Origin of the sequence: Pantoea eucrina, assembly GCF_020079945.1 — a bacterium.
Taxonomy (GTDB): Bacteria; Pseudomonadota; Gammaproteobacteria; order Enterobacterales; family Enterobacteriaceae; genus Pantoea; species Pantoea eucrina.
Genome location: NZ_CP083450.1, coordinates 290,241 through 302,475 on the forward strand (window position 1 = coordinate 290,241; position 12,235 = coordinate 302,475).

The 12,235-nt window shown below is 52.9% G+C and carries 15 protein-coding genes; 7 read left to right on the forward strand and 8 right to left on the reverse strand.

Features of this window, described 5'->3' with window-relative positions; genetic code table 11:
• Window positions 1-31: 31 nt before the first annotated feature.
• The gene (locus tag LAC65_RS17935; protein WP_040113764.1) at window positions 32-433 is read right to left on the reverse strand and encodes a winged helix-turn-helix transcriptional regulator; all 402 of its coding nucleotides are present in this window, start codon (window positions 431-433) and stop codon (window positions 32-34) included.
• 108 nt (window positions 434-541) lie between these two features.
• Here LAC65_RS17935 and LAC65_RS17940 point away from each other — a divergent pair, with 108 nt between their 5' ends.
• A complete protein-coding gene (locus LAC65_RS17940) occupies window positions 542-1,591 on the forward strand; it encodes an NAD(P)-dependent alcohol dehydrogenase (RefSeq protein WP_040113766.1) in 1,050 nt (349 codons plus the stop codon).
• 342 nt (window positions 1,592-1,933) lie between these two features.
• Window positions 1,934-2,989: a diguanylate cyclase gene (locus LAC65_RS17945; RefSeq protein ID WP_040113770.1), complete on the forward strand. Its 1,056-nt coding sequence runs from the start codon at window positions 1,934-1,936 to the stop codon at window positions 2,987-2,989.
• A gap of 21 nt (window positions 2,990-3,010) precedes the next feature.
• Here the strand turns inward: LAC65_RS17945 and LAC65_RS17950 are convergent, their stop codons facing one another.
• The 4 genes from LAC65_RS17950 to hpxD form a co-directional block, all read right to left on the reverse strand.
• Complete coding sequence (locus tag LAC65_RS17950) at window positions 3,011-3,277, reverse strand: DksA/TraR family C4-type zinc finger protein (RefSeq protein WP_040113772.1); 267 nt, start codon at window positions 3,275-3,277, stop codon at window positions 3,011-3,013.
• Window positions 3,278-3,790: 513 nt separating this feature from the next.
• The gene (locus LAC65_RS17955) at window positions 3,791-3,994 is read right to left on the reverse strand and encodes a con-10 family general stress protein (protein WP_040113773.1); all 204 of its coding nucleotides are present in this window, start codon (window positions 3,992-3,994) and stop codon (window positions 3,791-3,793) included.
• A gap of 435 nt (window positions 3,995-4,429) precedes the next feature.
• Window positions 4,430-5,398 (reverse strand): PDR/VanB family oxidoreductase, encoded by a 969-nt coding sequence (locus LAC65_RS17960; protein ID WP_040113779.1) that lies wholly within the window; start codon window positions 5,396-5,398, stop codon window positions 4,430-4,432.
• A 9-nt stretch (window positions 5,399-5,407) separates the two neighbouring features.
• A complete protein-coding gene (gene hpxD, locus LAC65_RS17965; RefSeq protein WP_040113781.1) occupies window positions 5,408-6,439 on the reverse strand; it encodes a molybdenum cofactor-independent xanthine hydroxylase subunit HpxD in 1,032 nt (343 codons plus the stop codon).
• Between the two features lie 133 nt (window positions 6,440-6,572).
• Between hpxD and LAC65_RS17970 the strand changes: the two genes are divergently transcribed.
• Window positions 6,573-7,487 carry a LysR family transcriptional regulator gene (locus tag LAC65_RS17970; RefSeq protein WP_040113783.1) on the forward strand — a complete coding sequence of 305 codons (915 nt, stop codon included), beginning with the start codon at window positions 6,573-6,575 and terminating at the stop codon, window positions 7,485-7,487.
• On the opposite strand, the gene map is transcribed toward LAC65_RS17970, so the two are convergent.
• Together map and LAC65_RS17980 are read right to left on the reverse strand one after the other, a co-directional pair.
• Window positions 7,484-8,266 carry a type I methionyl aminopeptidase gene (gene map, locus LAC65_RS17975; protein WP_394661925.1) on the reverse strand — a complete coding sequence of 261 codons (783 nt, stop codon included), beginning with the start codon at window positions 8,264-8,266 and terminating at the stop codon, window positions 7,484-7,486. The two genes, LAC65_RS17970 and map, sit on opposite strands and share 4 nt — an antisense overlap.
• Window positions 8,263-8,508: a ParD-like family protein gene (locus LAC65_RS17980; protein ID WP_040113787.1), complete on the reverse strand. Its 246-nt coding sequence runs from the start codon at window positions 8,506-8,508 to the stop codon at window positions 8,263-8,265. The genes map and LAC65_RS17980 overlap by 4 nt, the downstream gene beginning before the upstream one ends.
• A 349-nt stretch (window positions 8,509-8,857) precedes the next feature.
• Here LAC65_RS17980 and LAC65_RS17985 point away from each other — a divergent pair, with 349 nt between their 5' ends.
• Window positions 8,858-9,094, forward strand: coding sequence for a hypothetical protein (locus LAC65_RS17985; RefSeq protein ID WP_040113789.1), 237 nt, complete (start codon window positions 8,858-8,860; stop codon window positions 9,092-9,094).
• Between the two features lie 322 nt (window positions 9,095-9,416).
• On the opposite strand, the gene LAC65_RS17990 is transcribed toward LAC65_RS17985, so the two are convergent.
• Window positions 9,417-9,905, reverse strand: a complete 489-nt coding sequence (locus LAC65_RS17990; protein WP_040113792.1) for a MarR family winged helix-turn-helix transcriptional regulator — start codon at window positions 9,903-9,905, stop codon at window positions 9,417-9,419.
• A gap of 163 nt (window positions 9,906-10,068) precedes the next feature.
• Between LAC65_RS17990 and LAC65_RS17995 the strand changes: the two genes are divergently transcribed.
• The 3 genes from LAC65_RS17995 to hchA all read left to right on the forward strand — a co-directional run bounded on the left by LAC65_RS17995 (window position 10,069) and on the right by hchA (window position 12,055).
• Window positions 10,069-10,746: an SOS response-associated peptidase family protein gene (locus tag LAC65_RS17995; protein ID WP_040113794.1), complete on the forward strand. Its 678-nt coding sequence runs from the start codon at window positions 10,069-10,071 to the stop codon at window positions 10,744-10,746.
• Window positions 10,747-10,824: 78 nt separating this feature from the next.
• Window positions 10,825-11,085 (forward strand): hypothetical protein, encoded by a 261-nt coding sequence (locus LAC65_RS18000; RefSeq protein WP_071668189.1) that lies wholly within the window; start codon window positions 10,825-10,827, stop codon window positions 11,083-11,085.
• Between the two features lie 121 nt (window positions 11,086-11,206).
• Window positions 11,207-12,055, forward strand: coding sequence for a glyoxalase III HchA (gene hchA, locus LAC65_RS18005; protein ID WP_040113796.1), 849 nt, complete (start codon window positions 11,207-11,209; stop codon window positions 12,053-12,055).
• Window positions 12,056-12,235: the final 180 nt, after the last annotated feature.

Here is a 12,235-nt window from a genome sequence, read left to right on the forward strand (position 1 = left end):
TGACCTGACAGAGCCGCCCGCGGCGGCTCTGTTACTCCTCTGACTCAGCTTTAAGCCGGGCAGCGTGCAGATTAGCCTCCATACTATCCAGCGCGGCCTGGTTCTTAAGCCCCCACGTATACATCTCCTCCACCGGTCGGGCAAATGTCATTCCCAGCGGGGTGAGCCGGTAGTCGACTTTAGCAGGCGTAACGTCATATTCCCGCCGTTCAACCAGGCCGCGCTGTTCCAGCGCTTTTAGCGTCTGAAACAGCATTTTTTTTGATATGCCCTGCAGGCTGCGCTGCAGCTCGCCGGTTCTGGCACAGTGATCTGGCCAGTGATAAAGCGCATGCAGCACCATCGTGCTCCATTTGACAGAGAACAGCTCCAGCAGTCTGCGCGGAGGTGAATCCGCATAAAAGACCAGTTTACCCTCTTCCCAGGCTGGCATGCCTGACTCCTTATAAGGTCACCGTTTGGTGCCTACTGTTAATTCTTTTTCGCATTCACTATAGTCTGCCGCCTCTCAGCTTATTAAGCCATCTTTGCCGGAGGCACAATGAAAATCAATGCACTGGTTGCACATAATGCAACCGCACCCCTGACGTCCGATAGCGTCGCGCTGCGCCCGCTGCAAAAACAGGATGTCAAAATTGAGATCCTCTATTGCGGCGTCTGCCATTCTGATCTGCACATGGCGCGTAATGAATGGGGCGTCAGCCGCTATCCGCTGGTACCGGGACATGAGATTGTTGGCCGGGTAACGGAGGCGGGCAGTGAAGTCAGCAAATTCAGGCCAGGCGATCTGGTTGGCGTTGGCGTAATGGTGGATTCCTGCCGGACCTGCCATTTCTGTCAGCAGCATGAAGAGCAATATTGTGAAGCGGGTTTTACCGCGACCTATAACGGGACCGACAAGTACACCGGCGGCACCACCTGGGGAGGATACGCTGAGAGCGTAATTGTCGATGAGCACTTCGTGGTCGCCGTTCCGCAAAATCTGCCACCAGCCGGGGTAGCACCGCTTCTCTGTGCCGGGGTTACGGTCTGGTCGCCATTACGCCATTTCAATGTTAAAGCAGGCGACCGTGTGGGCGTGGTTGGACTGGGCGGACTTGGACACATGGCGGTTAAGCTGGCCAGCGCAATGGGGGCAGACGTCACTCTGTTTACCACTTCTGCCGCCAAGCGCGACGATGCACTGCGCCTGGGGGCCAGTCGGGTAGTGGTATCTCGCAATGAGGAGGAGATGGCAGCCTGCCAGACTTCGCTGGATATCATCATCAATTGCGTGGCAGCTCCGCACGACCTTAATCCCTATCTTGCCACGCTGAAAACCAATGGACGTATGGTGCTGGTAGGTATTCCGGATCGGCCACATATTTCGCCGGATATCACCCCAATGGTTTTCCGCAGGCTGAGCATCACTGGCTCTTCAATCGGCAGCGTACAGGAAACGCAGGAGATGCTCGATTTCTGCGGCCAGCATAATATTGTGGCGGATATCGAGACTATTACCGGGGATGAGATAGAACAGGCATTTGAGCGTATGCTACGCGGCGATGTGCACTATCGCTTTGTCATCGATATGCAAGCGACTCAATGGTAAGTCTATGATTAACAGCGATTTCAGCCTGAAATCGCCAACAGAGGCTCTTCAGGTGACATGTTAAACGATGTAATCTGAAAAAATAATCTCTTAAGCCGGGCTTTACTGGCAGTCTGAATAGTGCAGCATTTATTTCAGGCTGTCAGATTTATCCAGCTTATCTGTTTGATAAGTATAATTATTTTATTAATGAAAGGATGATGGTAAAAACAGCCGTTGTGCGCCAGCGTAATTACATAAGCACGGTAACTTCAATCGATAAGGGGGAAGCGTCAAAATAATTCGCTGTTTGCGCCTTTTTCCCGATAAACTGCGGTTCCTGTTGATCAGATTTATCTTAGAATGAACTATTACACCCCTGATGATGATCATCTGAAAAAACGATCGAGACGTTTCGTCCGGCGCATGTTTTTTATGCGTCAGCTCGGTACTGTACTCTGTTTCTTTCCTATTCTTTCTGTGCTGCTCGATACGCAGCGCGAGCTGTTCTACAGCGCTTTACTGTTCATTAATGCCTTTGCCTGGCCGTGGCTTGCCTGCCAGCGTGCACTGCGCGCTGAAGATCCGACCAGCGCTGAACGTAACAACCTTACGCTCGATGCCGCTTTTGGCGGGATATGGGTGGCGCTGATGTCGCTCACTCCGGTGCCCTCGGTGATTATCATGGCCGTACTGGCCTCAGATCGCTATGCGGCGGGAGGCAGTACGCTTCTCATCTCCGCTATTAAAGCGTTTATAGTGGCTTTCCTGTCGGTGTGGATACTCGATGGTGCACGGATAGAGAGTGCCTTTACGACGCAGACGGTGTGGCTGACGCTGCCGCTCGCCAGCTGTTACATGCTGGCGCTGAGTATCGCTTCTTATAATCTGACCTGGCAGCTGCGCAAGCGTAATCGCGAACTGGAGCGCGTAGCTCTGATGGATCCGGGCCTGCAGATCCCTAACCGACGGCTATTTGAACGACGGCTGGAGAGTGAGTTTTTAAGTACGCGGCGTGGCGACAGTAACGGCTATCTGCTGCTGCTGGATCTGGACCATTTCAAGGCCGTCAATGGCACCTGGGGGCATGAAGCCGGAGACTTTCTGCTGGCAGAAATTTCCGCTCTGCTGCGCAACTATGTCGGTATTCAGGATATACCCGCGCGTCTGGGAGGTGATGAGCTAAGCGTTATTGTTCACCATGCCAGTGATGAAACCGTGGTTGCTCTCGCCAGGCGACTGCGTGAAAAAATAGCGCAGGTTGCTTTGCCTGCCGCTCCTGATTTTCACTGCACGGTTAGCATCGGTATCGCTCCTGCGAGCAGCGCTGATTCTCTGCGCGACTGGCTGCGCCATGCGGATGAGGCCCTCTATCAGGTAAAGCGGGCAGGGCGTAACGACGTTCTGCTCTGGAGCTGAGTAACACAAGTCTGCGCCAGGCTAACGCAGCTGGCTGTCTTTACTGCCCCGGCGATTATAACCGCTACTGCTGGCTTCTTTCTTATCCAGTTCAGACTGACACTGGATACAGTAGCGTACGCCGGGCAGTGCCGCGCGACGTGCTTCGGGTATCGGTTCTCCACACTCATCACAGAAGCGTGCACTGTCACCCTGCTTAAGATGACTTCGCGCCCGGGCGATAGCATCATCAACCGTCGCATCAATCTGTTTCTGGACTGCGCCATCTTCCGACCAGCCACCTGCCATAAAGCCCCCTTATCGTTGCTGAATATTAACTATAGTCAGCGGTGATGCACGCGTCGCACTTTGCGTGCGGTTGCAGTCATCCCTCATTGCTGCCTCCTCAAACGAAATACCCGGCATTTGCGCAGGCAACGATAAGATGCATCATTAATGCAATTTTTCTTTATTAAATATAGAGTTAGGTCGTTTATTATTTAAAATGCGTTGTAGTATGGGTTTATATTTTTAATAAAAGTGTACAAAGGGTTGTGCGTTGTACAAATATATCCATTCATGTTGCTGGTTAATAAAAATGCCATTTGTAAGTCAGTCAGAAAATATAGAACGTTTTTTTGTTAATAAAGCGAAGCGGTAAAAAAGGGTATCGATCAAGTTTTAATCGAAAATTCTTCTCCGAATGAAAAAATAACTCTCCTGACAGGTCAATTCTTTCGCGTAAGCGAAGCGTAAACGATGTCAGGAGAGTGTCATTTTCAGAATTAAATGAAGTGCAGAGATATCGGGCTCTGTATAAGTTTACTTACGACGGCTGATCTTCCCTCCTTTTCTGCCCGCTTCAATAGCCCGTTCAGGATCGTTTCTGAAGTTGCCACCGCTGACCTGGCCGCCCTTGCGGCCTGCCTCGGCAGCACGTTCTTTGTTAGCAGCAAAGTTACCTGCACCACCGCGGCGTGGTTTGGTTTTTTCAGCTTCTTCCGGGTTATTGCTGGAATCCTGCATTTTTTCCTCTCTGTTCATGCTGACTTGTGGCAAAAATAAATGTAGCGCTGTTTTTACCATGTTCAAGACAGAATTTATCCTGACTTTTTAATTTACGACGGGTCGTTTGTTTAAGTAAGAATCGATCTTAAGCGATTCTGTTATCTTAATCTTACGCAGGTGAATAGTTAGCATTTTACTTTGATAAAGGAAAGCGTTCTTTGCGTCCTGAAAAGGTTTAATGAAAAGTTGTGATAATTAGCCGGGCACAGCATTACGTCATGCAATAAAAGGGTGCAGGTATTCATTTGCGCTTCGTTTATTTTTTTCGTGACAGAGTATTGAGGACCGGAACATAAGCCGGGACTAAAAATAGACAGAAAATGATAGATGATAACAGGCGTGTTTATCGGGGCAGGGGAGGCCAGGCTGCTGGCCGGGTCAGCAGCCAGCTGTTCAGAGATCGATTGTCAGGCTGACGGTATGGCTGCGGGAGCAGCAGAGTGCAATACACTGGGAGGGCGCCGCTTTTTCTTTGTCAGACTGAACCGTATCGCGATGGTCCGGCTGGCCTTCAGTAACAGGTGTCAGACAGGCTCCGCACATACCCATTTCACATGACAGCGCAACCTCCACACCCTGTTCAGTCAGCACTGCTGCAATGGAACGGTCCGGCGGAACCAGCCAGCTTCTGCCCGATCGCGCCAGGGTTATAGTGAACGCTGCGCCTTGCTCAGTTACCTGCTGCGGTGCAGCTGCTTTAAATGCCTCTATATGAATCGCCTCAGGAGGCCAGCCGCAGGTTTCAGCCTGAAGCTGCAGATGGGACATAAAAGGCAGCGGACCACAGAGATAGATATGTGCGCCGGGCTGATAGCGAGCGATACTCTCAGGCTGATGAGTGCGGGCGCTGACACCCTCACTGCTGTACCAGATGTGACAAATGCCGTGCGCAAAATTCTGGTTCAGGAGTGCTGCAAACGCCTCATCGCCCCGCTCTCTGAGATAATAGTGCAGTTCAAACGCCTGGCCTGCTGCCTCCAGCGCCTGTGCCATCACAGAAAGCGGAGTAATGCCGATGCCTGCGGCCAGCAGGATAACCTTCCTGGCAGCGACCAGCGGAAAAAGATTACGTGGCGGAGAAATAGCAAGCTGCATGCCCGGGCGCAGCGTTTCATGTATGTAGCGCGACCCACCGCGCGACTCAGCCTCAAGCGCCACGCAAATTTCATAGCAGTCACGTCTGTTTTCCGCTCCGGTCAATGAATATTGCCGGATCATTCCCGGCTGCAGATGCACATCAATGTGCGCACCTGCCTGCCATGCGGGCAGCAATTGCCCGTCTGTCGTCATCAGCCTGACGCTCAGGTTACGGCGGCCCTGACGCCAGATGCCGTCTGTCACCACATTAATCAGTTCGTTCATTGCCGCCCCTCACACCAGAAAAAATTCACCAAATCCCATACGTTTTAGCCCACGCCGGTAGGCCACTGAACTGCGATCGGCCGGAATATGCGCCTCCAGCGTAAGATCCAGCGGCAGACGTTCAGGGCGCTGGGTCTCCACCATCAGCCGATCCTCCTCAAAAACGCGCAGGTTAAAGGCGTGCACCTCTTCCGGAGGAATGTGCAGATCAAAGTTGCGTGCGATAGGCGCAAACATGCGCGTCTGGCGGGCTGAAACCGGAGAGGCCGCATTCATGATTGTCAGGCGGGCGTCGCCAGGGAAGAAAATGGTCAGCGTGGTCGTAAAGGGCAGATGCATCTCAAAACGTCGCAGCCACTCAAAGCCGTCGGGCGCCTGCTGCGGGCTGCCGGCAGCAAAATTACTGACGGTACTCCAGTAGTCCACGCTAAAGCCGTAGTCGGTTTCAACCGGGTTATATGCCGGCACCAGCTGGTTAGCCGCATCGGCAAAGGTGTCCGTATGCACCCAGGCAAAATGCGCGACGTCCAGAAAGCCCTCTACCTGGCGGCCGGCAAAGCCTGCGACATCAAATCCAGGGCAGTTGATTTGCTGAAACCCGCTGTCATCCCAGTGCGGCATCGTCGGCAGTTTTGCCGGCTGTTCACTGTCGGGCGCCAGACAAACCCAGATCAGTCCAAAACGTTCCGTCACGGCATAAGAGGTAAGATGCAGTTTGGCAGGCACCGGCTGGTCCGGACTCGATGGAATACGGTTACACCGGCCATTTTCCCCAAAACGCAGGCCGTGATAGGGACAGATAATGCCCTCATCATCATGGAAACCCAGCGTCAGCGGTACGCCACGATGTGGACAGATATCACGTGCGGCCACAACGTCCCCCTTAATCCGATACAGCACCAGCTGTTCATCCAGCAGAGTCGCCTTCACCGGCGCGCTGCTGATATCGCCGCTGCGCGCAACAGGATGCCAGTGACGCGCAAGGCGCAGCCAGTCTTCGGGATCAAAAGTGCAGTGGGCGGGCGGTGTCGGACCGGACATAGTTATCTCCTGATAATCAGTTCACACAGCGTGATAAACATAATGTTTGTCAGGACATTGTTATTACGCTTCTGTGTTACGATCCATCGCTAAGATTACAGTCTGCTGTTGCAAAAAAGTGTACAGGTGCACGATGAGCCCATTCTCCCGCTTCGCTCTCTATTTTACCGAAGTCGCCCGCAGCGGCAGCCTGCGCAAAGCGGCAGAAAAGCTGCACGTGTCGGCCTCTGCGATCAACCGGCAAATTTTGCAGGCAGAGGCCGCCTTTAACACGCCGCTGTTTGAGCGTCTGCCTGAGGGTCTGCGTATGACCACTGCCGGAGAGTTGCTCTACAGCGATCTCACGCGCTGGCAGCGCGAATTTCGCGTTACGCGTCAGCGGTTCGATGAGATACAGGGGCTAAAACGCGGCAATGTCACTCTGGGAATGGTGCAGTCTCTGACCCGGGGCCGGATAGCTGAACGGATAGCGGCAATGGCGCAGACGCACCTCTGGCTGAATCTGACGCTTACCGTTGATAACAGCCAGCGCATCAGCCAGCTTATCCGGCAATCTGAAATCGATTTTGGTCTGATCCTCGACCCGGATGGGCAGAGCGGCCTTAATGTACTGGCTTTTGCCGAACTGGAAATGGGCGTGGTGATGAACAACCGGCATCCGCTCAGCACCCGTGACGCTGTCTCGCTCAGTGAACTGAGTCACGAGCGGCATATTCTGCCGGGCGACTCACTGGTTGTTCATGAGCGCGTCGCTGCGCTCTATCACCGGCAGGGATTCCAGCCTGAAAATGTAATCGGCTGTAATGATATACGGCTTATCCATACGCTGGTGGCGCAGAACAGCGGTATCTGTGTGCTGAGCCTGCTGGATGTCATGACTGAGGTTGAACAGGGTGAGTTAAGCTTCGTACCGCTCAGGCACAGCGTTATGCGCCCCCTGACGCTGGCCTTATGCACCGCACCGTCGCGACAGCTTTCGCGCGCGGCGCAGATGCTGATTCAGCAGATGACAGAGGTGATTGACGCGATGAGTGTCACTCAGCGCTAAACCGGAGAGTAGCTGCCGGTGCCATCCGGCCAGGGTGTAAGAAGATCAAAGCCGTTATCCGTAACCGCAACGGTATGCTCCCACTGCGCGGAGAGGGAACGATCTTTGGTCACTACCGTCCAGCCATCACTCAATACGCTGGTTGCCGCTTTGCCGGCGTTGATCATGGGCTCAATAGTAAAGATCATGCCGGGTTCCAGCGCCAGGCCTTTACCGGCCGTACCATAATGAAGCACCTGTGGTTCATCATGATAGATCCGTCCGGTGCCATGACCGCAATACTCGCGCACAACCGAGAACCCTGCGCCTTCAGCTACCCGCTGGATGGCTGCACCGATATCGCCCAGCGTGGCGCCGGGTTTAACCACGTGGATACCCGCTACCATGGCATCGTATGTGATATCCACCAGTCGTCTGGCACGAACTGAAGGCTGGCCCACAAAGTACATACGACTGGTATCGCCATACCAGCCCTCTTTGATGACCGCGACATCAATATTAATGATATCGCCCTCTTTCAGTCGTTTCGGGCCGGGGATACCGTGGCAGACTACATGATTAACTGACGTGCAGACCGTGCGGGTATAGCCGTGATAGCCGATATTTGCCGGCGTGATGTTTAAAACATCAACGATATAATCGTGACAGAGACGATCCAGTTCGTCGGTGCTGATACCCGGCTTCACATGAGGACCAATCATCGCCAGTACGGCAGCAGCGGCCTGGCCCGCGGCGCGCGCCTGTTCAATTTCAGCGGCATTATGGAGCGTAATATTCACGATGCTTTCTCCTGAGTCAGAAAGAGAGGATGGTTTAAGAGTGCGGCCAGGTCGCTGCCCCCGTCGCGCTCTATGCGCATGAGCAGCCGGACCAGCGCCTGATGATCTTTGTCAGGATAGAGTTCCGCCAGCATGCCCATTTTCATCCAGTGTTCCGCCTGTGCGTTGACTGAACGGCTCAATGCGCCGCTGGCGATACGCAGATTTTCGTGCATCAAATCGGAAATTTTCACAATGCCCATCGCTGTGCCTTATATGTTTTATATATGAAGCATATACTACCCGCAATAAAGAAAGAAACAAGGTGCCTGCAGCGAATACAACAAAGCCGCAGCCGTTAAGGCAGTGGTAAAACGCACATCAGGCCTGTTAATTGTTTACTCTTTATCCTGAAGCGAGCCTCTCAGACATGCAGTAAAAAATTTCAAGTATCGGTTTAACCTTTTATTATTCATGTGGTTAGAGAGAAGGGAAGGCTCTGGTCCGATGTTAGTGACGGATTGTTTCTGAATGGACATAAATTTTGTAGTATCTTTTTAGCGGTATGAAAAGCCCTTTCTCCAGATGTAAACTGACCCGGCGACCGCAAATATGAACAAAGCAGATGATAGTGAATGGGTAGACATAGTAATAGGCGAGGCGGTAATGGCTCTGTTCAGTGAGGAGTTACCCGTCTCTTATGATGCTTTGCTCAGCAAATTGCAGGAGATGCTGGCAGCAGAGAAGAGCGCCGCAAAAACCCGTTCACTGTTTTTTGCCATCCGGGAAATTCAGGGAGCAGAGCACCCGGCGATCAACGTGGCATCAAATGAACAGACTTTGCACTAAACGTTGAGGCGTACCGCTCCGTCATGACTTATTGCTTTCTGGCTGTCAGGGCGCGCGCCGCGCTCGCGTAGATCTCTTTCATCCCATCCAGCGCCTCTTTTTCCTGCTGGCGCAGACGCGTCAGAATGTTATCCGTACTCAAAGGCTGCCCTGATTTACGTAAAAACGAAACGGCGCGCCCGATGACGGCATGAATAGCACTGTTGTTATCCAAAACGCTGAGTTTCACGCTTTATCCCTCTGCCTGGTTTTCTGATATTCATGGCTGCCACTACATACTCTGCACAGATCAATTCCTGAGCAGAGTGCTTCTTATTTGCGCTCAGGGCAGTGCCCGATGCAGCTTCTCCCGCAGGGCTGCCACTCTTACGGTAAGATCGTGCAACTCTTCATAGGGGGTATCCATTACCGATATCATATCGGCGGGCACGCCGGCGGCTTTGCTTTTAAGCTGCAGCCCTTCATGCGTCAGAAAAATGCGTACCCGGCGTTCGTCTCCTCCCGCATCACGTTTGCGCAAAATAAAACCGGCCGCTTCAAGTCTCTTCAGCAGCTGGCTGAGCGTGCCGGAGTCCAGCCGCACACGTGCGCCAACCTCCGATACTGTCACCTCATCTTTTTCCCACAGCGCCAGTAAAACCAGATACTGGGGATAGGTAAGCCCAAGCGGTTTTAGTCTGGACTGATAAAGCTTGGTCATCGCCAGCGATGCAGAGTAGAGCGCAAAACAGAGAAACTGGTCGACGGTGACCGGTGCATCAGAAAGCGCACCATCATGCTCACCGCTTTGATCATTTATATCAGTACACATTCACAATCCATTTTAGTGAGCTGGCCGGCAGGGAAAACGCACGCTGCGTCCGGGCAGCCACAAGTATTGAATCAAATTAAATTGATGTCAATGTAACCTGGCACAAACGCTGTCGCCGTCGCGGGTCTGGCAAACTGGCCTATGCTTACAGCCGGAGGCCGATATGTGTGGACGATTCGCGCAGTACAGCAGCAGAGATGACTATTTTATGGCGCTGGGTATTGCGCCGGACGAAATCCAGTACGATCCGTTGCCCGTCGGGCGCTACAACGTTGCGCCTGGTACCCGGGTATTACTGCTCAGCGAACGCGAAGAGGCGCTGCAGCTGGATCCGGTCTACTGGGGATATGGACCAGAGTGGTGGCATAAGCAGCCTTTGATTAATGCCCGCAGCGAAACCGCGGCCAGCGGCCGGATGTTTAAGCCTCTCTGGGAACAGGGCCGGGCGATAGTGCCGGCTGATGGCTGGTTTGAGTGGAAAAAAGAGAAGGGGAGAAAACAGCCGTTCTTTATTTATCACCAGCGTAAAACGCCGCTGTTTTTTGCTGCCATCGGTAAGGCGCCGTTTAATCACGTTCAGGGGCATGAAGGCTTTGTCATCGTGACCGCCGCCAGCAATAAAGGCATGGTCGATATCCACGATCGCCGCCCGCTGGTTCTGACCGCAGAAGGCGTTCATGAATGGCTGAGCAGCAGCACCTCTGCGCGTCGCGCGCAGGAGATTGCTCATGAAGCTGCTGAGCCGGAAGAGGCATTCTGCTGGCATGCGGTGACCACGCGGGTAGGCAGCGTACGTCAGCAGGATGCTGAGCTGATTGAAGAGATCGTGCCGGAAAAGTAGTGGCTGATACATTTTATCTATTGAAATGAAAACCGGTGTCCGGTTGCAGCCAGCGGTATGCCATTCAATAATCGAAGCATGACAACTTATCGCGTTAGAGTCGGGTATCATAACCCGTCAGCCCTGACTTTCAGGCAACTTGATGAACTGCTGGAGCCGCAGCGTTTCTGGCGTACTGCTACTCACACCAGTCGCTTCCGGTACTATATGGAGTATGAGTATGAATCTGACGTACGTGACCTGTGCGCAGTCTGCGCGCTGGCTTACTCTCAGGCCTGCCGCGTGCGGCGGTGTCCGCTGGTATTAGTTGAGGAAATGTCTGCCGCTGTGACGCAATAAGTTGTGCGTACCGATGTTCTCTACGGCGCAACAGGCGCAGCGGCATTCAGAATTGGCTCAGTGAGCCAGGCCGTTTTTTCACCTACGCTTCTTTCTGTATTTATTCACAGAGGAAGCATAAATGACGAACGAACTCAGCAGGAAACCCGTTGCCGATCGTGCCGAGGCAGACGCATTTTTCCCCTCCGACTACTCGCGCGATCGGTTTACCTCTCCTCTATCCGATCTGGAGGGCGCAGACTATCCGGCGCCCGGCGACGGAAGCAAAAAAATTCTGGTCCTGTGTGCTGATGAACGCTATCTGCCGCTGGATAACGATACGCTGTTCTCAACCGGCAATCATCCGGTGGAAACGCTGCTGCCGATGTATCACCTGCATCAGGCGGGCTTCGGTATCGACATTGCAACGCTCTCTGGTCAGATGGCAAAGTTTGAACACTGGGCCATGCCCGGAGAGGATGAAGCGGTATTACAGTTCTATCAGCGCTACCAGTCAGCCTTCCGCTCTCCGCTCAGGCTGGCAGATGTGTTAGCGTCCCTCTCTCCTCATAGCGACTACGCGGCAGTGTTTATCCCGGGCGGGCATGGCGCGCTGATCGGCTTACCGGAGAGTAAAGAGGTGGCGACATTGCTTCGCTGGACGCTGGAAAACGACCGCTATCTGATCTCACTCTGTCACGGCCCGGCGGCGTTTCTTTCACTCGCCGGATCCGATAATCCGCTGGCTGGCTATGAAATCTGTGCTTTCCCTGATGCCATTGATAAGCAGACGCCGGACATAGGCTATATGCCAGGCCATCTTACCTGGTACTTCGGTGAGAAGCTGCGCGCAATGGGTCTTCATATTATCAATGAAGATATCAAAGGTACGGTACATCGCGATCGCAATGTTATAACGGGCGACAGCCCTTATGCTGCAAATGCGTTAGGCAAACTTGCTGCAGAAACGTTGCTGAAAGCTTACGGTTAAGGCGTCTGATTTCCCAGGCCCTGACAGGCATCTTTGTCAGGGCTGATATTTCTTCCTGATTAAAATTCAAATCGTAAACGTATTTCTCTGTTTTATTTTTTATAAAAAATAAGCTGTTTATCGGCGAGGTTAGCTAAAACTTTAGCACTTTATTATAATATAAGCTTTTCCGATATATAA